Origin of the sequence: Microbispora sp. ATCC PTA-5024 (assembly GCF_000511135.2) — a bacterium.
Taxonomy (GTDB): domain Bacteria; phylum Actinomycetota; class Actinomycetes; order Streptosporangiales; family Streptosporangiaceae; genus Microbispora; species Microbispora corallina.
In genome coordinates this window covers 70,051-92,351 of the sequence record NZ_KI866524.1, presented here as the reverse complement: position 1 = coordinate 92,351, position 22,301 = coordinate 70,051, and the positions used below count along the sequence as shown (strand labels likewise).

The 22,301-nt window shown below is 73.1% G+C and carries 18 protein-coding genes; all 18 read left to right on the top strand.

What is annotated here, in order from left to right; translation table 11 throughout:
* A partial coding sequence (locus MPTA5024_RS39855; protein ID WP_198167315.1) for a WD40 repeat domain-containing protein occupies nt 1-1,286 on the top strand: 1,286 nt, incomplete at its 5' end.
* A gap of 63 nt (nt 1,287-1,349) precedes the next feature.
* A complete protein-coding gene (locus tag MPTA5024_RS21155; protein ID WP_036327246.1) occupies nt 1,350-1,544 on the top strand; it encodes a hypothetical protein in 195 nt (64 codons plus the stop codon).
* Between the two features lie 36 nt (nt 1,545-1,580).
* The gene (locus MPTA5024_RS21150; protein WP_036327244.1) at nt 1,581-2,270 is read left to right on the top strand and encodes a hypothetical protein; all 690 of its coding nucleotides are present in this window, start codon (nt 1,581-1,583) and stop codon (nt 2,268-2,270) included.
* A 126-nt stretch (nt 2,271-2,396) separates the two neighbouring features.
* Entirely contained in the window at nt 2,397-4,151 is a 1,755-nt protein-coding gene (locus MPTA5024_RS21145) for an ABC transporter ATP-binding protein (RefSeq protein ID WP_051458477.1), read from the top strand.
* 383 nt (nt 4,152-4,534) lie between these two features.
* The gene (locus MPTA5024_RS21140; protein ID WP_036327242.1) at nt 4,535-5,227 is read left to right on the top strand and encodes an SDR family oxidoreductase; all 693 of its coding nucleotides are present in this window, start codon (nt 4,535-4,537) and stop codon (nt 5,225-5,227) included.
* Entirely contained in the window at nt 5,224-6,573 is a 1,350-nt protein-coding gene (locus tag MPTA5024_RS21135; RefSeq protein ID WP_036327239.1) for a formimidoylglutamate deiminase, read from the top strand. The genes MPTA5024_RS21140 and MPTA5024_RS21135 overlap by 4 nt, the downstream gene beginning before the upstream one ends.
* A gap of 75 nt (nt 6,574-6,648) precedes the next feature.
* Nucleotides 6,649-7,797 carry an imidazolonepropionase gene (hutI, locus tag MPTA5024_RS21130; RefSeq protein WP_036327236.1) on the top strand — a complete coding sequence of 383 codons (1,149 nt, stop codon included), beginning with the start codon at nt 6,649-6,651 and terminating at the stop codon, nt 7,795-7,797.
* A 229-nt stretch (nt 7,798-8,026) separates the two neighbouring features.
* Nucleotides 8,027-8,962 (top strand): sigma-70 family RNA polymerase sigma factor, encoded by a 936-nt coding sequence (locus tag MPTA5024_RS21125; RefSeq protein ID WP_036327234.1) that lies wholly within the window; start codon nt 8,027-8,029, stop codon nt 8,960-8,962.
* A gap of 332 nt (nt 8,963-9,294) precedes the next feature.
* The gene (locus tag MPTA5024_RS21120; RefSeq protein ID WP_036327232.1) at nt 9,295-10,611 is read left to right on the top strand and encodes an ammonium transporter; all 1,317 of its coding nucleotides are present in this window, start codon (nt 9,295-9,297) and stop codon (nt 10,609-10,611) included.
* Complete coding sequence (locus tag MPTA5024_RS21115; protein WP_036327230.1) at nt 10,608-10,946, top strand: P-II family nitrogen regulator; 339 nt, start codon at nt 10,608-10,610, stop codon at nt 10,944-10,946. The genes MPTA5024_RS21120 and MPTA5024_RS21115 overlap by 4 nt, the downstream gene beginning before the upstream one ends.
* 7 nt (nt 10,947-10,953) lie before the next feature.
* Nucleotides 10,954-13,260, top strand: coding sequence for a [protein-PII] uridylyltransferase (locus MPTA5024_RS21110; RefSeq protein WP_036328931.1), 2,307 nt, complete (start codon nt 10,954-10,956; stop codon nt 13,258-13,260).
* A gap of 232 nt (nt 13,261-13,492) precedes the next feature.
* Nucleotides 13,493-16,579, top strand: coding sequence for a sensor histidine kinase (locus MPTA5024_RS21105; RefSeq protein ID WP_055725780.1), 3,087 nt, complete (start codon nt 13,493-13,495; stop codon nt 16,577-16,579).
* Nucleotides 16,576-16,995 carry a roadblock/LC7 domain-containing protein gene (locus MPTA5024_RS21100; RefSeq protein WP_036327223.1) on the top strand — a complete coding sequence of 140 codons (420 nt, stop codon included), beginning with the start codon at nt 16,576-16,578 and terminating at the stop codon, nt 16,993-16,995. Before MPTA5024_RS21105 ends, MPTA5024_RS21100 begins: the two co-directional genes overlap by 4 nt.
* Before the next feature lie 18 nt (nt 16,996-17,013).
* Nucleotides 17,014-17,373, top strand: a complete 360-nt coding sequence (locus tag MPTA5024_RS21095; RefSeq protein ID WP_036327221.1) for a DUF742 domain-containing protein — start codon at nt 17,014-17,016, stop codon at nt 17,371-17,373.
* Between the two features lie 28 nt (nt 17,374-17,401).
* Complete coding sequence (locus MPTA5024_RS21090) at nt 17,402-17,938, top strand: GTP-binding protein (protein WP_198167314.1); 537 nt, start codon at nt 17,402-17,404, stop codon at nt 17,936-17,938.
* A gap of 421 nt (nt 17,939-18,359) precedes the next feature.
* Entirely contained in the window at nt 18,360-21,500 is a 3,141-nt protein-coding gene (locus MPTA5024_RS43680) for a sensor histidine kinase (RefSeq protein ID WP_232326583.1), read from the top strand.
* Nucleotides 21,497-21,919 (top strand): roadblock/LC7 domain-containing protein, encoded by a 423-nt coding sequence (locus MPTA5024_RS21080; protein WP_036327217.1) that lies wholly within the window; start codon nt 21,497-21,499, stop codon nt 21,917-21,919. Before MPTA5024_RS43680 ends, MPTA5024_RS21080 begins: the two co-directional genes overlap by 4 nt.
* A 132-nt stretch (nt 21,920-22,051) precedes the next feature.
* On the top strand, nt 22,052-22,301 hold a 250-nt coding region (locus MPTA5024_RS21075; RefSeq protein ID WP_036327215.1), incomplete at its 3' end, for a DUF742 domain-containing protein.

The following is a 22,301-nucleotide window of genomic DNA, read 5'->3' as shown; positions in this document are numbered from 1 at the left end:
CGTGCGCCGGGCGGAGGCTCGCGTTCGTCGCCGCGGACACCGGCCGGCTGCTCGGCGCGGCCGCCGCGGGCGGCCCGGGTGTGGGCGGCGGGCTGCGGTTCAGCCCCGACGGGCGGTTCCTGGTGGAGTTCGCCGGCCACGGCGTCCGCGTGTGGCGGGTGCGGGACCGGCGTCAGGTCTTCGCCTACCAGGCCGAGGACGACGTGCTCGACGCCCGCCTCGACCCGGACGGCCGGACGCTGCGGTGCCTGCTCGCCGACGGCGTGGTCGGCGTGGACACCGCCCCCCGCACCGTCCCGGTGCGGCCCTCACAGGAAATCTTCGACACGAGGATGAGCCCGGACGGCCGGTGGCTGGCCGTGGAGGCCGAGGAGGACGCTCCGGTCCGGTTGTGGGACACGGCGCGGGGCGTGTTCGCCGGCCCGCTGCCCGGATCGGACGGCTGGGCGCCCGCGGACTTCGACCGCGCGGGGCGGACGGTGGTGCTGAAGGACCTGCCCGGCGAGAGGCTGCGAGCCTGGGACGCGCGCACGCGCGCGCCGCTGTGGGCCCACCGGGTGCCCGCGGGCCTCATGGTGGACGGCACCGCGTTCACCCCGGACGGGCGGTTGTTCGCCGCGGCGCTGGTCCGCGACGACAACGGCCGCGGTCCCGACCGGGCCCGGCTGACCGAGTGGGACGCCCGTACGGGGCGGCAGGTGCGGGACGTGCCCCTCGCCCACGCGCTGGGCGCGATCGCCTTCGCCCCGGACGGCCGGACGATCGTCGCCGGCGGCGAGACCGTCGACGCGGTCACCGGCAGGACGATCTGGTCGGGCTTCACCGCGTCGCCGGCCTTCGCGGCCGGCCCGACCGGCCTGATCGCCGTGGGAGGCCCGACAGGACGCGTCTTCCTGTGGGACGCCCGGACCCGGTCCCCGGCGCCGCCGGTGCTCCACGGCACGGCCGAGGCGGTCCAGTCGCTCGCGTTCGACACCGGAGGCGGGACCCTCGCCACCGTGGGCGAGAGCGGGACCGTCCAGCTCTGGGACGTGCGGGCCGGCCGGCGTCTCGGCCCCGCGCTGCGGCTTGCCGCCGACGGCGCCCCGGCCGTGACGTTCGCCCCCGGGGGCGACCTGCTCTCCGTCACCTTCCAGAACGGGGACCTGTTCCGCCTGCCCGCCGGCGGCGACGCGGTGGCCGCGGCGGTGTGCGCGCGGGCCGGGCGGACCCTGACCCTGGCGGAGTGGCGGCGGCGCCTCCCCGGGGTTCCGTACCAGGACGTCTGCCGCCGGTCACCACCGTAGGCATTTCGCCGGGTTCTGTGGGTATTTCTCCTGTTGTAGTCGGTCCGGGGTGGGAGGGGCGGGATGGAGTCACGGGAGCGGTTCCGGTTCCAGAAGATGGCGGCCCAGCTGAAACGGGAGGCGGCCCGCCTGACGGGCGACCGGCTCATGGCGGCCGAGGCCCGCACGGAGGAGGCCGAGGCGCGCCTGTGCCTCACCTGGCACGACATCCTCGACACCACCTGGGAGATCCGGCTGCTCTACGGCGTGAGAGGCTAGGACCGTCCTGACCTTCCGCCACCGAAAGGCCACGTAGTGGAGCCGTCTCCGTTCCACCTGCGCCTGATCGACGACGCGCGGCCCGTGCTCGACCGGTACGGCCTGCTGCTCGCGGGCGGCTACGCGCTGCGCGCCCACGGCTGCGTCGACCGCCCGGTCGACGACCTGACGTTCGTGACCGAGGACGAGACGCCCCTGCCCGAGGTGGCGGCGGCCGTCGCGGGCGCCTACGAGGGCAGGGGCCTGACGGCCGAGGTGTGCGAGACGGCGCCGCGGGCGGCCCGCGTCGTGGTGACCGACGAGATCAGCGGCCAGGCCGGCGAGGTCACCCTGCTCCGCGAGCCCCTCCGCGACCGGCCGGCCGACCTGGGGCCCTGCCGGGTCGCCGGCCTCGACGACGCCGTGGGGCTCAAGGTCCGCGCGCTGCACAACCGCGGGCTGCCCCGCGACTTCGCCGACGTCGCCTCCGTCGCCGGGCTGTACCCCTTCCGTCTGCTGGAGCAGCTGGGCGCGGCGCACGAGGACGACTGGAGCGCCGAGGACCTCGTCCAGCGGCTGGAGACCGTCGACCTCCTCGCCGACGAGGCGTTCGCCGCGTACGGCCTCGACGAGGAGCGGATCGCCGCCGTCCGCCGCTTCGCCTACGCCTGGGTCGAGGACATCAAGCTCCGCCGGGTCGAGGACGGCGACGCCGAGTTCGACCTCGACGTGCCCGAGATCGACTGATCCCGACCCTTCACCCACCACCCCTGCTCGCCGTCTTCCACCGCGTCCCGGTGGTCAACCAAGGTTGACACGCGATCTATCGTGAACCTACATTGATCGCGCCGAGGTTCGCGGACAGGGGGATTCATGGGCACAGGGGGACGCGACGGCCTGCCGGCCGGGCGAAGGCCGTGGCGGCTGCTGCTCGACCAGGTGCGGCCGCATCGGCGGATGCTGCTGCTCGGGGGCGCGCTGAGCCTGGTGGGCAGCGCCGCCGGGCTCTCGATGCCGCTCCTGGCCAAGCGGGTGATCGACGCGTTCGGAACCGGCGCCCAGCTGGCAGGGCCGGTGCTCGGCCTGTCGGTCGCGGTGCTGGTGGGCGCGCTGATCTCGGCCGGCGGCCGGTTCCTCCTGGAGCGGATGGGCGAGAACATCGTGCTCGCCTCACGCCGGACGCTCGTGGACCGCATGCTGCGGCTCCGGGTGGCCGACGTGGACCGGCTGAAGCCCGGCGACCTGCTCTCCCGGGTCAGCTCCGACACCACCCTCCTGCGGGCCGTGTGCACGGAGTCGCTGGCCGGGCTCGTGGGCGCGGCGTTCATGTTCCTCGGCGCCGTCGTGATGATGGCGCTCATGGACGGCCTGCTGCTCCTGGTCACGCTGGCCGTGGTCGCCGCGGTCGCCCTGATGGGCACGACGATCGCCCCCCGCATCCGGAAGGCGTCCCTGCAGGCGCAGGTCGCGCTGGGGGAGATGGGCTCCACGCTCGACCGGGCCCTCCAGGCGTTCCGCACGGTCAAGGCCAGCGGCGCGGAGGGACGCGAGATCGCGGCCGTGGGCGAGGCCGCCACCGTGGCCCGCGACCGGGGCGTCACGGCCGCCGCGTGGACCTCGGTCGCCGGGATCGGCGCCTGGATGTCGATCCAGCTCGCCTTCCTCGCGGTGCTGGGGGTCGGCGGCGCCCGGGTGGCATCGGGCGCGATGGCGATCTCGTCGCTGATCGCCTTCCTCCTCTACCTCTTCTACCTGGTCTCCCCGATCGGCCAGCTCATCCAGAGCATCACCCAGATCCAGAACGGGCTGGCCGCGATCACCCGCATCCAGGAGATCACCGAGCTGCCCACCGAGCCGGCGGCGGAGCGGGCCGCCGCCGGGTCCCGCGATCCGGTCGGCGTGGCGTTCGACGGGGTCGTCTTCCGGTACGGCGACGACCGGCCGGTCGTGCACGACGACGTGTCGTTCGAGGTGTCCGCCGGCGGGATGACGGCCCTGGTCGGCCCGTCCGGGGCGGGCAAGTCCACGGTGTTCGGCCTGATCGAGCGCTTCTACGAGCCCCAGGCCGGCACGATCGCCATCGGCGGGCGCGACATCCGCGACTGGCCGCTCGGCGAACTGCGCGCCGCGCTCGGGTACGTGGAGCAGGACGCCCCCGTCCTTGCCGGGACGTTCCGGGAGAACCTCGTCTTCGGGGCGCCGGAGGCGACGGACGAGGAGATCGCTCGCGCCCTCGCCCGTACGCGCCTGGACGACCTGGTGGCGCGGCTGCCCGAGGGGCTGGAGACGCCGGTCGGCCACCGGGGGATCCTGCTGTCGGGCGGGGAGCGGCAGCGGGTGGCCATCGCGCGGGCGCTGCTGCGCCGGCCGCGGCTGCTGCTGCTCGACGAGGCGACCTCCCAGCTGGACGCGGTCAACGAGATGCGGCTGCGCGAGGTGGTGGCCGAGGTGGCGCGGGAGACGACGGTCCTGGTGATCGCCCACCGGCTGTCCACGGTGACGGGGGCCGACCGGATCATCGTGATGGAGGCGGGCCGGGTGCGGGCGTCGGGCACGCACGACGAGCTGGTCGACGCCGACGAGCTCTACCGGGAGCTGGCCGCCACGCAGTTCCTCGTCGGCTCCTGAGGCTGCCGCAGGGCAAAGCCGTGAGCAGGGCTTTACGCCCCCGGACGGCTGTCGCGACCGGAAACCGGGAACCCCGCAAGGTGCGTAACCTCTCCTTCACCACCGCCCGGTCCCGGGTCGAGCGCGCGTGCGGGCGCGTCCGGGGACGGGCAGAAGGGCGGGGCGTCCCGGTGTCGCCGGGACGCCCCGGCCGGTCCCACAGGCCGCCGAGGACCTCACGCGCGGCCACCGCCAGGTCCACGTCCCTGACGGCCTCCACGGCGCCGGGCGATCCCCGCCGGCCCCGCGACGATCGGCGTGATCTCCGACCGGTGCTCGCGCAGCCGGATCGTCGACCGGGCCTTGGCGGGAGGAGAGCCGCGGCACGGCCTAAGGTGAGGACCATGTCCGAACGACCGAGGGCGCTCGTCACGGGCGCCTCCCGAGGGGTCGGGGCCGCCGTCGCCCGGGCCCTCGCCCCCACGCACGACCTCCTGCTCGGCGGGCGGGACGGCACGGTCCTCGACGCGCTGTGCGAGGAACTTCCGGGCTCCCGTCCCTGGGCGGTGGAGCTGACCGAGGTCACCGAGGCCGACGTCGAGGGGATCGACCGGCTCGACCTGCTCGTGCACAGCGCCGGCGTCGTCCGGCTCGGCCACCTGGCCGACACCCCGGCCGAGGTGTGGCGGCGGACGCTGGAGGTGAACGTCGTCGCGGTGGCCGAGCTCACCCGGCTGCTGCTCCCCGCCCTGCGGGCGGCGCGGGGCCACGTGGTGCTGATCAACTCGGGGGCCGGGCTGCGGGCCAACCCCAACTGGGGGTCGTACGCCGCCAGCAAGTTCGCCCTGCGGGCATTCGCCGACGTGCTGCGGGAGGAGGAGCACGCGAACGGCCTCCGGGTCACCACGGTCTACCCCGGGCGCGTGGACACCGACATGCAGCGCGAGGTCCGCGCCCAGGAGGGCGGGCCGTACGAGCCGGGCCGGTACCTCGACGCGGGCTCGGTCGCGCGCGCCGTGCTGACCGCCGTGACCGCGACCCCCGACGCCCACGTCACCGAGATCACCGTGCGTCCCGCGGCGGGTCCCACGCGATGAGCGCCGCCGTGACCTACTGGTGCGAGATGGCGTGGCTGCCGCCGGGCGAGGCCGTGGAGAGCGTGGCGATCGAGGTGGAGGGGCGGCGGCTAGGCGAGATCCGGCCCGGGGTCCCGGCCCCGCCGGGCGCCGTGCGGCTCGCCGGGCTGACCCTGCCCGGCATGGCCAACTGCCACTCGCACGCCTTCCACCGCGCCCTCCGGGGGCACACCCAGACCGAGCGGGGCAGCTTCTGGACCTGGCGCAGGCAGATGTACGGCGTGGCCGCGGCCCTCGACCCGGACGCCTACCTCACGCTGGCCACGGCCGCCTTCGCCGAGATGTCGCTGGCGGGGATCACCTGCGTCGGGGAGTTCCACTACCTGCACCACGGCCCCGGCGGCGTGCCGTACGCCGACCAGAACGCCATGGGCCACGCGCTCGTCGAGGCCGCCCGGCGGGCCGGGCTGCGGATGGCGCTGATCGACACCTGCTACCTCACCGGCGGCATCGGGGACGCCCTGCAGGGCACCCAGCTCCGGTTCGGGGACGGGGACGCCGACCGCTGGGCCGTACGCGCCGAGGACCTGGCCGCGGCCTACGAGGGCGCCGAGGACGTGGAGATCGGCGCGGCCATCCACTCGGTGCGCGCGGTCCCGCCGGAGCAGATGCACGTGCCGGTCGAGTTCGCCCACCGGCACGCCGGGCCGCTGCACGCCCACGTCTCCGAGCAGCGGGCGGAGAACGACGCCTGCGTCGAGGCGTACGCGGCCACGCCCGTCCAGGTGCTGCACGAGCACGGCGCCCTGGGGCCGCGTTCGACGGCCGTGCACGCGACCCACCTGTCCGACGTGGACGTGGCCCTGCTCGGCGGCTCGACGACGTACGTGTGCATGTGCCCCACGACCGAGCGCGACCTGGCCGACGGCATCGGCCCGGCCCGCAGGCTCCTCGACGCCGGCGCCCCGATCACGCTGGGCAGCGACAGCCACGCGGTCGTCGACCTGTTCGAGGAGGCCCGGGCCGTCGAGCTCGACGAGCGGCTGGCCACCGGCGAGCGCGGGCACTGGCGCGCGGCGGAGCTCCTGCACGCAGCGACGGCCGCCGGCCACGCCTCGCTCGGCTTCCCCGACGCCGGCTGCCTGGTCCCGGGGGCGTGGGCCGACCTCGTGTCGGTCCGCCTCGACTCGGTCCGCACGGCCGGCGCGACGCGAGGCTCGGCCGCCGAGGCGGTGGTCTTCGCGGCCGCGGCGGCGGACGTGCACTCGGTCGTGTCCGGCGGCCGCAGGGTGGTCACCGACGGGCGGCACGTGCTCGGCGACGTCGGCGGCCTCCTGCGTGACGCCGTGGCGCTGGTGCGCGATTAGGGGTCGTGGCCCCAGACTGAGGGGTTTGCGCCGCGCGCGCGTTGGCGAGGATCAGGAAGCGTGGGATCGAGCGGCATGACATCAACGGTTTTCGTGGGCATCGGGCTGCTGTTCACGGCCGACCCGGAGCGTGAGGAACTGGAGGACGCCGCTCTGCTGGCGGAGGACGGCGTCGTCCGCTGGATCGGGCCCTCCGCCCACGCGCCGGAGGCCGACGAGCGGGTCGACGTGGAGGGCCGCGCCGTCATCCCGGGCTTCGTCGACAGCCACGCGCACCTGGTGTTCGCCGGCGACCGCACCGCCGAGTTCGCGGCCCGGATGGCCGGCCTGCCCTACTCGGCCGGCGGCATCCGCACCACAGTCGAGGCCACCCGCTCGGCCAGCGTCCCCGAGCTGGTGCACAACACGGCGACGCTGGTCTCCGAGATGGCCGTCCAGGGCACCACGACCTTCGAGATCAAGAGCGGGTACGGCCTGACGGTCGAGGCCGAGCGGCGCAGCCTGGAGATCGCCGGCCAGTTCACCGCCGAGACCACGTTCCTGGGCGCCCACGTGGTGCCGCCGGGGACCACGGCCGACGACTACGTCCATGTGGTGACCGGGCCGATGCTGGACGCCTGCGCGCCGTACGCCCGGTGGGTCGACGTGTTCTGCGAACGCGGCGCGTTCGACGAGGAGCAGAGCCGGGAGGTGCTGGCGGCGGGGATCAAGGCGGGCCTGCGGGCGCGGGTCCACGCCAACCAGCTCGGGCCGGGGCCCGGCGTCCGGCTCGCCTGCGAGATGGGGGCGGCCTCGGCCGACCACTGCACCCACCTGACCGACCGGGACGTGTCCGATCTGGCCGACAGCGGGGTGGTGGCCACACTGCTGCCGGGGGCCGAGTTCTCCACCCGCTCGCCGTACCCGGACGCGCGGCGGCTGCTCGACGCCGGGGTGAACGTGGCACTCGCCACCGACTGCAACCCGGGGTCGTCGTTCACCACCTCGATGCCGTTCTGCGTCGCCCTCGCCGTACGGGAGATGGGGATGACGCCGCGCGAGGCCGTGCGGGCGGCGACGCTGGGCGGGGCGCGGGCACTGCGCCGCCACGACGTCGGGATCCTGCGCGTGGGCGCCAGGGCCGATCTGGCCGTCCTGGAGGCCCCCTCGTACGTCCACCTCGCCTACCGGCCGGGAGTGCCCCTGGTGGCGCAGGTCTGGCAGTCGGGCCGCCGCCTCGTTTGAGTCGCCTCCAGAGGGGTAATCCGGCATTTTCCAGCCGCGCATCCTCCTTCAGGAGGAACCGGAAACCATTCTGCGGTCGTATTCATTTAGGGAATCTTTGCCCTGGACGGACCGTTGATCGAGTCAGGATCGGTGAATCCGGAAGCCCGTGCAGAGCGGGGCGCGCGGGCTCGGGGGAACCGGTTCCGACACAACGTGCATAACGCCGCGCGGAACGAGGTGCCATCGGATGGCGACGGGGAATCGGACGCAGGATCAGCACGTCTCTGACCGGGACCTGCTGGGGACCTATCTGGCCGAGATCGGCCGGATCCCCCTTCTGACGGCCGAGCAGGAGGTGGAGCTCGCCAAGCGGATCGAGGCGGGCCTGTTCGCCGAGCACCTGCTCGACGGCGGGCGGCCGGAGCCGAAGATCTCGGACGCGGCCGACGAGGAGCTCGAGCGCATCGCGATCTCCGGGCGGCGGGCGAAGGACGAGTTCATCCAGGCCAACCTGCGCCTGGTGGTGGCGGTGGCCCGGAAGTACTCGGGGCGGGGGATGCCGCTGATCGACCTCGTGCAGGAGGGCAACCTGGGCCTGGTGCGCGCGGTGGAGAAGTTCGACTACCGGCGGGGGTACAAGTTCTCGACCTACGCCACCTGGTGGATCCGCCAGTCGGTGGGCCGCTCGATCCACGAGCAGGCGCGGCCGGTGCGCCTGCCCACCCACGCCGGCGAGCAGATGACGCGGCTGATGCGGGTGCGCAGGGACATGCTGGCCGAGTTCGACGCCGAGCCGACCGACGCCGACCTGGCCGAGGTGCTCGACCTGCCCATCGAGCGGGTGCAGGAGCTGCGCCGCTGGGCCTCCGACCCGGTCTCCCTCCAGCTCGGCGTGGGCGACGAGGACGAGACCGAGCTGGGCGACATGATCGCGGACGAGACCTGGGCCGACCCGGAGCAGCAGGCCATGGCGACCCTCGACAAGGAGCGCCTGGAGGAGTGGCTGACCGGCCTGGAGGGCCAGATCCGCGAGATGTTGCGCTGGCGCTACGGCCTGGTGGACGGGCGTGAACACACGCTCACCGAGGTGGGGGAGCGGTACGGCATCGGCCGCGACCGGGCCCGCCGCCTGGAGCGCGACGCCCTCGTGCGGCTGCGGAAGATGGCGAGCGCCGCCGCCTGATCACCCGCCCTACGCCGGGCGGAAGAATCACGGGAAACATTGTTCACGGACGCGCACCTCTCCGGGGTGCGCGTTTCTGTGTTCTTGAACAGCCCGAAACGCGGATGAAACATCACCGTGCCGAGTTTCACACATGCGAAACACGCAGAGTCGCGACCTGAAACGGCGGAAGAACACGCTGTCGCCAACGTCAGTGTGCCAGCCGGCCGACCCCGCGCACGGCGACGGCTCCGGGCCCGCGGAGCGTCGCCGTGAGCCGGGGCCACCCCCCGGACGAAGCCACTGCGGGAGCGATAACCGGCCACACGCCAATTGTAAGGAGGGCCGCGTCGGTGAAGATCGATACCGGCACCACCGCCTGGATGATCACGGCAACCGCGCTCGTGCTGCTGATGACTCCGGGCCTCGCGTTCTTCTACGGGGGCATGACCAGGGCGAAGAGCGTCCTGAACATGATGATGATGTCGTTCGTCAGCATCATCACGGTAACCATCGCATGGGTTCTGTACGGGCACACCATCGCCTTCACGACGTTCGGCGACGCCGACAGCTTCACCAACAAGCTCATCGGCGGCTTCGACGCCGTGGGGCTGCAGAGCCTGGTGGACACCGCGACCAAGGACGACGGCACCGGCATGCCGAGCCTCGTGTTCTCGGCGTTCCAGCTCACCTTCGCCATCATCACCGTGGCCCTCATCAGCGGTGCGATCGCCGACCGGGCGAAGTTCGGGGCGTGGGTGGTCTTCTCCGTGGTGTGGGCGACGCTGGTGTACTTCCCCGTGGCGCACTGGGTGTGGGGCGGCGGCTGGCTGGCCGGCCTCGGCATCGAGGACTTCGCGGGCGGCACGGTCGTCCACGTGAACGCCGGTGCCGCGGGTCTCGCGCTGGCGCTGGTCCTCGGCAAGCGCTCCGGCTGGCGCAAGGACCCGATGCGCCCGCACAACCTGACGCTGGTCCTGCTCGGCGTCGGCCTCCTGTGGTTCGGCTGGTTCGGCTTCAACGCCGGCTCCGAGCTCGCGGTCGACGGCACCGCCGGCCTCGCGTTCATGAACACCCAGGTCGCCACGGCCGCCGCGGCCGGCGCCTGGATCCTCGTCGAGAAGCTCCGCGACGGGCACTCGACCACGCTCGGCGTCGCCTCCGGCGCGGTCGCCGGCCTCGTGGCCATCACCCCCGCCTGCGGCTTCGTCGACCCCTGGGCCGCCGTGGTCCTGGGCGCCCTCGCCGGCGCGGTCTGCGCGTACGCGGTGGGCCTCAAGTACCGCCTCGGCTTCGACGACTCCCTCGACGTGGTCGGCGTCCACCTGGTCGGCGGCGCGATCGGCGCGGTCTCCCTCGGCATCATCGCCCGGTACCCCTTCGCCGACGGCCAGAACAAGGGCCTCCTCTACGCGGGCCCGATCTCCCAGCTCGGCGTCCAGATCCTCGGCCCGGTCGCGGTCGGCCTGTACTCCTTCGTGATGGCCTACGTGATCGGTAAGATCATCGACAAGACCATCGGCTTCCGCGTCACCCAGGAGGACGAGGTCACCGGCATCGACATCACCACCCACGCCGAGACCGGATACGACCTCGGCACCATCCACTCCTCCGGGGTGGCCTCCGTCAACGGGCCCGTCCCGGCTGAGGCGAAGAAGGTCGACGCATGAAACTCATCACCGCAGTGATCAAGCCGTTCAAGCTCGACGACGTCAAGGCGGCGCTGGAGCAGTTCGGGATCAAGGGCATGACCGTCTCCGAGGCGAGCGGGTACGGCCGGCAGCGCGGCCACACCGAGGTCTACCGCGGCGCCGAGTACCAGGTCGACCTGGTGCCCAAGGTCCGGGTCGAGGTGCTGGCCGAGGAGGACGACGCCGAGGACGTCATCGACGTCATCGTGAAGGCCGCCCAGACCGGCAAGATCGGCGACGGCAAGGTGTGGTCCGTCCCCGTGGACGCCGTGGTCCGGGTCCGCACCGGGGAGCGCGGGCCGGAGGCCCTGTAACCGGATGATGAGAGGGGAAGCTCGCTCGTTCGCCGCGGCCCGCAAGGACCGGGCCGCGGACATCGACCGGTGGCTCACCGATCTGTTCCGCACGGCGGCCACCGGGCCTTACGCCCGTGACGGACTGAGCGGATCGGGGGCCACGGGCTTCCCGGAGGAGCGCGGCTCCGCGGGTCCCAACGGGATCGGCGGGGTCGCCCTCGTCGCCGTGGGCAGCCTGGGGCGGGGAGAGCTCGCCCCGGGCAGCGACCTCGACCTGGTCCTCCTCCACAACGGCCGGGACGACGTGGCCCGGATCGCCGACCGGATCTGGTACCCCATCTGGGACTCCGGGGTCGGCCTGGACCACTCGGTCCGCACCGTCGACGAGGCGGTGAAGGTGGCCAGGGAGGACCTCAAGGCCGTCCTCGGGCTCATCCAGGCGCGGCACGTCGTCGGCGACCCGGAGCTCACGCGGGCCGTCCGCGAGGCCGTCCTCGCCGAGTGGCGGGCCGACTCGCGGCGCAGGCTGGCCGAGCTGCGCGCGGCCGCCGACAAGCGGGCGGAGGCCGGCGGGGAGCTGGCCTTCCTCCTCGAACCCGACCTCAAGGACTCCAGGGGCGGCATCCGCGACGTGCAGGCCATGCAGGCCGTGGCCGCCGCGTGGGTCGCCTCGGCGCCCGGACCGCGCGTCCGGGAGGCGTACGAGCTGCTGCTGGACATCCGGCACGGCCTGCACCTGGTCACCGCGCGCGGCACCGACCGCCTCGTCCTGCAGGAGCAGGACGCCGTCGCCGGCACGCTCGGCATGCTGGACGCCGAGGCGCTGATGCGCCGTCTCGCCGAGGCGGGCCGCACGATCTCCCACTCCTTCGACGCCACCTGGCGCACGGTCGACCGGCTCCTGACCGGTCCCGCGCCCCGCGGGAGGCGGCCCCTCGCCGACGGCGTGGTCGAGCACGGCGGCGAGGTCGTGCTGGCCCGCGGAGTGAACCCCCGCACCGACCCGACGCTGGTCCTGCGCGCCGCCGCGGCCGCCGCTGAGGCGGGCCTGCCGCTCGCCCCGGCCACCGTTTCGGCGCTCGCCGCCCAGTCGCCGCCGCTGCCCGTCCCGTGGCCGCCGGAGGCCAGGGCCGCGCTCGTCGCCCTGCTGGGCGCCGGCCGGGCCGCCGTGCCCGTGTGGGAGGAACTGGACCAGGCGGGCTTCCTCGTGCGGCTCATCCCCGACTGGGAGCGTGTGCGGCACCGCCCCCAGCGCAACCCGGTCCACCGGTACACGGTCGACCGGCATCTGATCGAGACCGCCGCCGGCGCCGCCTCCTTCACCCGCGAGGTCTCCCGGCCCGACCTGCTGCTGATCTCCGCGCTGCTGCACGACATCGGCAAGGGATGGCCCGGCGACCACTCCACGACCGGCGAGATCGTCGCGCGCGACATCGGGGCCCGGATCGGCCTTCCCCCCGCGGACGTCGAGGTGCTCGCCACCGTTGTCCGCCACCACCTCCTGCTGCCCGAGACCGCGACGCGCCGCGACCTGGACGACCCGGTCACGATCGCGAGGGTCGCCGAGGCCGTCGGGTCGCGGGAGGTCCTCGAACTGCTGGCCGCGCTCGCCGTGTGCGACGGGCACGCCACCGGGCCGGCGGCCTGGAACTCCTGGAAGGCGTCCCTCGTCTCCGACCTGGTACGCCGGGTGCGCTCCGTGCTGTCCGGCACGCCGCCCGTCCCCGCCCCGGTCCTGTCGGAGGAGCAGGCCGCGCTCGCCCGGCACGGCGGCGGCGCGGTCCGGGTCAACGGCACGGCCGTCACCGTGGTCGCGCCCGACCGTCCCGGCCTGCTGTGGCGGGCGGCGGGGGTGCTGGCCGCGCACCGGATGGTCGTGCGCTCGGCCTCGGCCGCCTCGGCCGGCGCCACCGCGGTCATCGAGTTCGCCGTCGTCCCCGAGTACGGCACGCCGCCGGACCCCGCCACGCTGGAGGCCGACCTGCGCCTGGTCCTGGCCGGCCGCCTCGACATCGAGCAGCGCCTGGCCCGGCGGGCCAGGTCCGTGCGCCCGCCCCGGGTGCCGGTCGCCCCGCCCCGCGTCACCCTGGTGGACGACGCGTCCACCACCTCCACGGTGGTGGAGGTGCGCGCCCACGACCGCCCGGGACTCCTGTGGCGTATCGGACGGGCGTTCGGGGAGTGCGGCCTTGACGTACGAGCGGCGCGAGTGGAGACTCTGGGCGCAGAAGCGGTGGATGTCTTCTATGTGGCGGATCGTACTGGCCGCCCGATCACCGACGAGCAACAGCGTCTCCAGGTACGGGAGCACGTCCTCGCTGCTCTGCGATGAGCCGGGCGACGATCCTCTTACCTCTTGGTAACAATTAAGGTGCTGCGACAGGGGTAGGGCCGCAGGCCGTCGTGACCTTGTGGTCGAATTGTCCCCGCTTATATAGCTGTGTCACTTCATGCTGTCCAGACGCGTGAAGGCGAGCCGAAAGATGGCGGGGCCGGTGAGCATGGAGCAGTCGAATACCGATAACCGCAGGCGGAAGAGGCGTCTCTCGCCGCGGAACTGGCGGGTGCCCACCCGGTTGACCGCCCTGATCGTGGCCCCCACGCTGGTCGCGGTGCTACTCGCGAGTATCCGGGTCGTCGGCTCGATCGACAGCCTGAACGGTTACCAGCGGACCAGGTCGGCGGCGGAGTACTCCCTCCACCTGAGGGACCTGTCCGAGCAGCTCGCGCTGGAGCGCGACCTCTTCGTGTGGGGCGGCAACCGCCAGCGCAAGTTCAACATCGACGGGCAGACCGAGGTGACCCGCAACCAGCAGCGGGCGACGGTGGACCCGCTGGTGGAGCAGGTGAAGGCCGACCTCAAGAACATCGACGAGGGCTTCGGGGCGCGCGCGGTCGAGCAGGCCCAGCAGGCCGAGAGCCGCATCGAGAGCCTGCGCGGCATCCGGGCGAACGGCGCCCCCGAGGACTACAGCGCGATCATCGCGAACCTCCTGCGCCTGCAGGACGAGCTCAGCAACACCAACGAGGACGCCGAGATCGTCGGCAACGAGCGGGCCCTCGCGGGTCTCGCCCACGCCAAGGAGGAGGTCGCCCTCCAGCGCTCGATGCTCACGCGCGAGCTGCTGGAGCGCAACGAGCAGTTCACCACCGTCGAGCTGCAGGACTTCCTGGCCTCCCAGTCACGCCAGACGGGCTACCTGGCCACGTTCTACACCGAGGCGCCGCCCGCCGAGAGCAGCCGCCTGGTCACCCTGTTCGGCGACAAGGACGTGGTCAACAGCGAGCTGACCAAGTCGTGGGCGCTGACCCTCGGTCTGCAGAACCAGTCGCTGAGCAGCTACCGGGGCCGGGACAAGACGGCCCAGGGATGGTTCCAGGACAGCACGAAGTCCATCGAGCAGATGCACACCGTCGAGCAGCGGGTGTCGGGCTTCGTGCTCGACCGCGCCCGTGAGCTGCAGTCGGCCGAGCAGCGCAACGCCCTCATCGCCGGCGCGCTCATCCTGGCCCTGCTGCTGCTCGTCCTGGCGACCACCGTGCTCATCGCCCGCTCGATGGTGTCGCCGCTGCGCCGCCTGCGGGCCGAGGCGCTCGACATCGCGGGACGGCGGCTGCCCGACGTGGTCCGCAAGATGCGCGAATCGGACGACCCCGCCCGCGAGGCCCAGGTGCAGCCGATCTCCGTCGGCACCGAGGACGAGATCGGTGAGGTCGCGCAGGCGTTCGACGAGGTCCACGCCCAGGCCGTGCGCCTGGCGGCCGAGGAGTCCCGCCTGCGCGCCAACGTCAACGCGATGTTCGTGAACCTGTCGCGCCGTACGCAGACGCTGGTGGAACGGCAGATCTCGCTGATCGACGGTCTGGAGCGGGGCGAGGAGGACGGCGGCCGCCTGTCCGACCTGTTCAAGCTCGACCACCTGGCCACCCGCATGCGCCGCAACAGTGAGAACCTCCTGGTCCTCGCCGGCCACGAGCCGCCGCGCAAGCGGAGCCAGCCCGCCCGCCTCGTGGACGTCGTCCGCGCGTCGCTGTCGGAGGTCGAGGACTACGAGCGGGTCGTGGTCCGCGTCCACCGGGGCATCGCCCTGGCGGGCCACGCGGCCAACGACGTGGTCCACCTGCTCGCGGAGCTGGTGGAGAACGCCATCGCGTTCTCCCCGCGCAACACCAAGGTCGTGGTGTCCAGCAGCCCGGTCGAGGGCGGCGCGGTCATGCTCGGCGTGACGGACGCAGGCATCGGCATGTCGCCCGAGGAGATGGCGGAGATCAACCGCCGCCTCGCCGAGCCGCCGACGATCGACGTGTCGGTGTCCCGGCGCATGGGCCTGTTCGTGGTCGGCCGCCTGGCGCTGCGCCACGGCATCCGCGTCCAGCTCCGCCGCGGTGACGTCGCCGGCGTCATCGCCATGGTGCTCTTCCCCGCCCAGCTCGTCTCCAGCGCCGACCAGGCCGTCGCCGGGACGGGAGGCCTGGGCGGCGCCCAGACGACCGGCAACCTGGCCGTACGGCAGGCATTCGCCGACCCCGGCCCCGGCGCGGGCGCCGGCTTCGAACCGTGGAGCGGCGGCCCCCGCACCCCCGGCGCCAACGGGCTGCCGTCGCGGCGGGCACCCCTCGAGAACGGCGCCTCCCCGGGCTTCGGGACCGGTCCGCTGGCCCCCGAGACCCCGCAGGCCCCCGCTTTCGGGACGGGTCCGCTGGCTCCCGAGGCCCCCGCTTTCGGGACCGGTCCGTTCGCGCCCGAGGCCCCGGCCGCGCCCGCCTTCGGGACCGGCCCCCTGCCGTCCGAGGTCACCCCGGCCCCGGCGTTCGGGACGGGCCCGCTGCCCCGCCCGGCCGGGAACGGTCCGGCACCGGGCGGCGGGAACGGCGCGGGCGAGCCCGGCCGCGGCGCCTTCGCGCCGTTCTCCGCGCCCCCGAGGGAGGCCCCGCCGCCCCCGCGCGAGCCGCTCGGCTTCCCGTCGTTCGCCGAGACGGCCGACCCGTCCAGGAGCCCGTCGGCCTTCACCGAGCACTCCGGCGCCTTCCCCGTGGAGGACCCGGGCTCGGTGACCGGGCCGCTGCCCAAGGTCGAGGACTCCCCGCTGGAGCACGGGGACGAGTACCTGCCGATCTTCGCCTCCGTCGAGTCCGCCTGGTTCCGCCGTCCCGCGTCCGGCGCGAACGGCGCGGGCAACGGCGCCGGAGCGGGGACGGACACGGGAGCGTTCGCCGTCCCCAGGGCTTCGGCGGCCGGACCGGGCAACGGGATCCCCGGAGGCGGCGGCAACGGCGCGGCGCCCGCGCCGGTCATGCCGTCCCGGCAGGGCGCGGAGCCCGATCCCGCGACGACGGGACCGGTGGTGCTGCCGCCGGACAGCGGGTGGCGCTCCAAGGCCGACAGCGGCTACCAGGCGGCGGCCAGTGCCCGGGACCCCCTGCTGGGCGGCGTCACGTCGGCGGGTCTGCCCAAGCGCACACCCAAGGCCAACCTGGTTCCGGGCTCGATCGGGGCGGACGCCCCGGCCGCGTCCGCCCCGCGCCCGCCGATCTCGGCCGACGCGGTACGCAGCCGCCTTTCCAGCTTCCAGCAGGGTGTACGGCGGGGCCGGGCCCAAGCGGCCGAGGGCTTCGCCGAAGGGTCGGGAAATGAGGAGGAGGGCTCGTGACTGAGCTGAGCGTGGAAGCACGCAGGTTCGACTGGCTGATCACCGAGTTCGTCGGCAGCACGCCCGGCGTCGCGCACGCGGTGGTGGTGTCGTCGGACGGCCTGCGGCTGGCCCAATCTGACGGGTTCCCGCCGGACCGCGCCGACCAGCTCGCCGCGGTCGCCGCCGGCCTTCTCAGCCTCACCGTCGGCGCCTCGCGGGTGTTCGAGGGCGGCTCGGTGACCCAGACGGTCGTCGAGATGCAGCGGGGCCTGCTGCTGGTCATGGCGATCAGCGACGGCTCCTGCCTGGCCGTCCTGGCCGCGCCCGACTGCGACATGGGCCTGGTGGCCTACCAGATGACCCTGCTCGTCGAGCGGGCCGGTCAGGTGCTCACCCCGGCGCTGCGCGCCGAGCTCCAGACGTCACGCCGATGACGGCCGCGGGAGAGGGGCATGCGCGCGGGTGACGGAACAGAGGACGAGCCTCTGTTCCGTCCGTACGCTGTCACCGGCGGGCGTTCCGAGCCGCGTTACCACATGGCGATGGAAACCCTCGTATCATCGGTGACCTTGAAGAGCGATGACTACTCCCTGCTCACTCCCGAGCAGGAATCGATCATGATGCTATGTCGTTCCGTACGATCGGTCGCGGAGGTCTCGGCGCTGCTCCGGGTCCCCCTCGGCGTGGCCCGCGTGCTCATCGCCGACATGGCCGACGAGGGTCTGGTGCGCCTGCACATGCCTCAGCTGAACCAGGGGCAGCCAGACCTCAACCTGCTCGAAAGGGTGCTCAGTGGACTACGCAGGCTCTAGTCGTGGTCTTACCTCGACGAAGATCGTCGTGGCGGGTGGGTTCGGCGTCGGCAAGACGACCTTCGTCGGGGCCGTCTCCGAGATCCTTCCTCTGACGACGGAAGCCGTGATGACCGACGCCAGCGCGGGCATCGACGACCTCGGCCTCACGCCGAACAAGACGACGACCACCGTCGCCATGGACTTCGGCCGGCTCTCGCTGGACCAGGACCTGATCCTGTACCTGTTCGGGACGCCGGGCCAGCACCGCTTCTGGTTCATGTGGGACGACCTGGTCCGCGGCGCGATCGGGGCGGTCGTGCTCGTCGACAGCCGCAGGCTCGCCGACTGCTTCCCGGCGATCGACTACTTCGAAGAGGCCCAGCTGCCGTTCCTCGTCGCGATGAACGGCTGGGACGGACAGTTCCTCCACTCGGAGGACGAGGTGCGCGAGGCGCTGTCGCTGCCCGCGCAGGTGCCGATCGTGCGCACCGACGCGCGTTCGCGCGAGGCCGTCAAGACGACGCTCATCAGCCTCGTCGAGTACGTCCTGACGGTCCGGGCGGCGTACGGCCGGGCCTACTAGGACGACCGGGACGACCCGGACGACGGGGGGCGGTGCCTGCGGGGCGCCGCCCCTCATTCATGCGCCGGACGCCTTGCCCTTGCTCACAGGGCACAATTTGGTAATGATGGCGACCTGATATTTAAGTAATTAACGTCATACCCATGCCTTTCTAGGCTATTTGTGCACGGGTGTTCGGTTGGCCTCCCTGGTGTGGGTGTGCTGCAATTACCCTCGCCTGCAGGACGTCTCTTCTGTCACGAGAGCCACGCCCGTGATGAGACACTCCCCCTGTGCGCAGTTACGGCGAGAGGTTGCGAAGCCTGTGAGGACACTAGACCCTCGGACTGACGAGAGCCCCGGGACAGGGGTTGCGGCTGAGCAGGAGCCAGACGAGGGAAGCCGGTTCCTCCTGCGCAACTGGCGGGTGCGCTCCCGGCTCGTGGCCCTGATCCTCATCCCGACCGTCGCGGCCCTGCTGCTCGGCGGGCTGCGGGTGGCGACCTCCGTCAGCACCGCCGCCGACTACCAGCAGATCAACGACCTGGCGCGGCTCGTGGACGGCGTCGCCGGCCTGACGCACGAGTTACAGGCCGAGCGGGACCGGGCGGCGTGGAACGCGTCGATCGGCCGGCCGCAGAAGGCCACCGCCGCCGTCGTGGCCCAGATCGCCCTCGTCGACAAGGCCGCCGCGAGCGTCCGCTCGCTCGCCACGAGCGTCCGCTCGAACGTCGGCAGCCGGGCGGGCGACGAGGTCGAGCACATCCTGGGCAAGCTCGACAGCCTCGAGCCCCTGCGCCAGCAGGCCGTGCAGCGCGGCACGCTGCTGCCGAGCGCGGTGCTTGAGCAGTACTCCCTCGTCATCGAGGACCTGCTGGCCCTGCAGGACGAGCTCGCGAAGGGCACGCTGGACGACCAGCTCGCCGCCATGTCCGTGACGCTGTCGGCGCTCGCCAAGGCCAAGGAGGCCGCCTCCGACCAGCGCGGCATCCTCACCACGGTCCTCCCGAACGGCCGCTTCGAGCAGGCCCAGCTGCAGGACTTCCTCGGCGCCCTGTCCGCACAGGACCGCGAGCTGCGCACCTTCCGCAAGAACGCCACCCGCGACGAGCGCACCGACTACGACACCACCGTCTCCGGCGGCAAGGTCGACCAGGCCGAGTTCCTGCGTACGCTCGTGCTCGACCGTGCCAACGCGGGCTTCCCCCTCAACAACCCGCACCTCGACCTCACCTCGCGTGACGACACCCGTGAGTGGTACGACGCGATGTCGCAGCCGATCAACCGGATGCGCACGGTCGAGGCGAAGCTCACCTCCGCCATCGTGGCCCGCAGCCAGACGCTGAAGGACGACGAGCAGCAGCGCGCGATCATCATCGCCGTCGCGGTCGCCCTGCTGCTGATCGCGGTCCTCGTCATCACCACCGGCGTCGCCCGGTCGCTGGTCCGGCCGCTGCGCCGGCTGCGCAGCGAGGCTCTGGAGATCGCGGGTCACCGCCTCCCCGACACCGTCCAGCGGCTCCGCGAGGCGGGCGACGGGTCCGAGACGCCGGCCATCGCGCCGATCGGCGTGGTCGCCCGCGACGAGATCGGTGAAGTGGCGCGGGCCTTCGACGAGGTCCACCGCGAGGCGGTGCGACTGGCGGGCGACGAGGCCCGGCTGCGCAGCAACGTCAACGCGATGTTCGTGAACCTGTCGCGCCGCACGCAGACCCTCGTGGAACGGCAGCTGTCCCTGATCGACGGGCTGGAGCAGGGCGAGCAGGACGAGCAGCGGCTCGGGAACCTGTTCAAGCTCGACCACCTGGCGACCCGCATGCGCCGCAACAGTGAGAACCTCCTGGTCCTCGCCGGCCAGGAGGCCGCGCGCCGCTGGGGCCAGCCGGTCCCGATCGTCGACGTCGTCCGCGCGTCGCTGTCGGAGGTCGAGGGCTACGAGCGGGTGAACCTCCAGGTGCAGCCCGGCGTGGCGGTGGTCGGCCAGTCGGTCAACGACGTCGTCCACCTCGTCGCGGAGCTGGTCGAGAACGCCATCTCGTTCTCCCCCCGCGAGACGAAGGTCACCGTGTCGAGCAACCGCATCGACGGCGGCGGCCTGATCATCTCGGTGAGCGACCAGGGCATCGGCATGACGGCCGAGGAGCTGGGGCAGACGAACTACCGGCTCGCCAACCCGCCCGTCGTGGACGTGTCGGTGTCCCGACGCATGGGCCTGTTCGTGGTCGGCCGCCTGGCGCTGCGCCACGGCATCCGGGTGCAGCTGCGGCAGCAGGACTCCGGCGGCCTGACCGCCATGGTCCTGCTCCCCGAGGCCCTGCTGGCCCAGAGCGGTCCGGCCTTCCCCGGGGTCCCCGGGATGCCGCAGCCCGAGCCGGCCGGCTCGATGCCCTCGATGGGCGCCGGCCCGCAGTTCGGGACGCCGGCCGGGATGCCCGCGTTCGGGGCCCCGGCCCTCGCCAGCCCGACGCCGTTCGAGCCCGCAGCGCGCACACCGGTGTTCGGCTCGGACGCTCCCGGCGTGGGCACCCCGGGCGCCGACCCGTTCGAGCGGGGGCCGTTCGAGACGTTCCCCCGTGAACCGGTGGGCTTCGAGCAGGACCCGTTCGCCCGCAACCCCTTCGGAGGCGGCGCGCCGGGCGAGTCCGACCCCTTCGCCCGCAACCCGTTCGACTCCGGCCCGTTCGACAGGTCGCCGTTCGACCCGGCGCCCAAGCAGGAGCAGCGCGGCTTCGACACCGGGCCGTTCGAGCGCAACGCGTTCGAGAAGCCGTCCTTCGACCAGCCGCCCGCCGAAAGCGAGGCCTTCGGCAGAACGCCGTTCGACAGCGGCGCGTTCGACAAGAGCACGTTCGAGAAGACCACGTTCGACAACGACCCCTTCGAGACGACGACGTTCGACGCGAGCCCCTTCGACACCAACCCCTTCGACCGCGGACGGATCGGGGAAGCCCCGGTCGACACGCCGTGGCCCGGGCACCTGCCCCCTCCGGGGAGCACGTCCTGGCCGGGCGCGGGCCAGGGCGACGGCGGGTGGCCGGGGCGCTCGGGACGCGGCCCGTTCGACGGTGACGACAACACCGGTCCGCTGCCCGTCGTGCGCACCTCGCCGCTGGAGGCCGAGGAGGAGTTCTTGCCGATCTTCGCGGCGGTGGAGTCCGACTGGTTCAGGAAGGTCGACGGACCGGCGGAAAAGAGCGAGTCCGACGGCGAGGCGCAGCCGGAGGCCAGGACCTGGTCGTCGCCGGCGGACGCGGGCTGGCAGGCCGCCAAGGCGGCCGCGGAGCCCACACTCGGCGGGGTCACGTCCTCCGGCCTGCCCAAGCGCGTGCCGAAGGCCAACCTGGTGCCCGGCTCGGCGACCGCCGGGGCTCCCTCAGGGGAGCCGGTCGCCGCCGCGCCGCCCGTTCCGCCGCCGCCCGTGCTCTCACCGGAGCGCGTGCGCAACCGTCTCTCCAGCTTCCAGCAGGGCATCCGGCAGGGCCGGGCGGTGGCCCGCGGGGAGACGGAGGAGAACCAGGGATATCCGGGGGCGGCGCCCCTGGGCGACCCACGTGCCCAGGACACCGAGAAGGAGGACACATGAGGGAAATGAGCCAGGCCGCGCGGGGCATCAACTGGTTGATCACGGACTTCGTGAACAACGTGCCGGGCGTGGCGCACACGGTGGTGGTGTCCTCGGACGGGTTGCCGTTGGCGTACTCGGACGGGTTTCCGAAGGATCGGGCGGATCAGCTGGCGGCGGTGGCGGCGGGGTTGATCAGTCTGACGCAGGGGGCGTCCCGGGTGTTCGAGGGCGGTCCGGTGACGCAGACGGTCGTGGAGATGCAGCGGGGGCTGTTGCTGATCATGTCGATCAGCGACGGCTCGTGCCTGGCCGTCCTGGCGTCGGCGGACTCCGACATGGGACTGGTGGCCTACCAGATGACGTTGCTCGTCGAGCGGGCCGGGCAGGTGCTGACGCCCGCCGTCCGCGCCGAGCTCCAGGCGTCCCACCCGCGGTGACCGGCCCCCCGCCGGCGGCCGCCGGCGGTCCGGGCACGACACGGGGCACAGGGCGGGGGAGACGGCCCGGGAGCGGGACGGCCTCGGGGCCGCTGACTTCCGGAGCGAGCACGAGCAGGTCAGGAGGACGGTGTGGCAGGCGGCGGCTGGAACGGTGAGCCCTACCCGCCGGTGGACGACGCCCACCGGTACTACGGCGGCACGAACCCGGTGCCCGCACCCCCCGCCGCACAGGCGGAGCAGAGCTCCCTGGTGCGGCCGTACGCCGTCACCGGTGGGCGGACGGCGCCCCGGATGCAGCTCGCCATGGAGGCACTCGTGTCCTCCGCGACCTCGGTCCACCAGGACCTTTCCATCCTCACCCCGGAACGTCAGGCGATCT

What these genes read in the sequence shown, in the direction of transcription:
- MPTA5024_RS21155 (WP_036327246.1), top strand. Translation starts at nt 1,350, where the DNA reads ATGGAGTCACGGGAGCGGTTCCGGTTCCAGAAGATGGCGGCCCAGCTG.
- MPTA5024_RS21145 (WP_051458477.1), top strand. Translation starts at nt 2,397, where the DNA reads ATGGGCACAGGGGGACGCGACGGCCTGCCGGCCGGGCGAAGGCCGTGG.
- MPTA5024_RS21140 (WP_036327242.1), top strand. Translation starts at nt 4,535, where the DNA reads ATGTCCGAACGACCGAGGGCGCTCGTCACGGGCGCCTCCCGAGGGGTC.
- MPTA5024_RS21135 (WP_036327239.1), top strand. Translation starts at nt 5,224, where the DNA reads ATGAGCGCCGCCGTGACCTACTGGTGCGAGATGGCGTGGCTGCCGCCG.
- hutI (WP_036327236.1), top strand. Translation starts at nt 6,649, where the DNA reads ATGACATCAACGGTTTTCGTGGGCATCGGGCTGCTGTTCACGGCCGAC.
- MPTA5024_RS21125 (WP_036327234.1), top strand. Translation starts at nt 8,027, where the DNA reads ATGGCGACGGGGAATCGGACGCAGGATCAGCACGTCTCTGACCGGGAC.
- MPTA5024_RS21115 (WP_036327230.1), top strand. Translation starts at nt 10,608, where the DNA reads ATGAAACTCATCACCGCAGTGATCAAGCCGTTCAAGCTCGACGACGTC.
- MPTA5024_RS21110 (WP_036328931.1), top strand. Translation starts at nt 10,954, where the DNA reads ATGAGAGGGGAAGCTCGCTCGTTCGCCGCGGCCCGCAAGGACCGGGCC.
- MPTA5024_RS21095 (WP_036327221.1), top strand. Translation starts at nt 17,014, where the DNA reads ATGCGCGCGGGTGACGGAACAGAGGACGAGCCTCTGTTCCGTCCGTAC.
- MPTA5024_RS21080 (WP_036327217.1), top strand. Translation starts at nt 21,497, where the DNA reads ATGAGGGAAATGAGCCAGGCCGCGCGGGGCATCAACTGGTTGATCACG.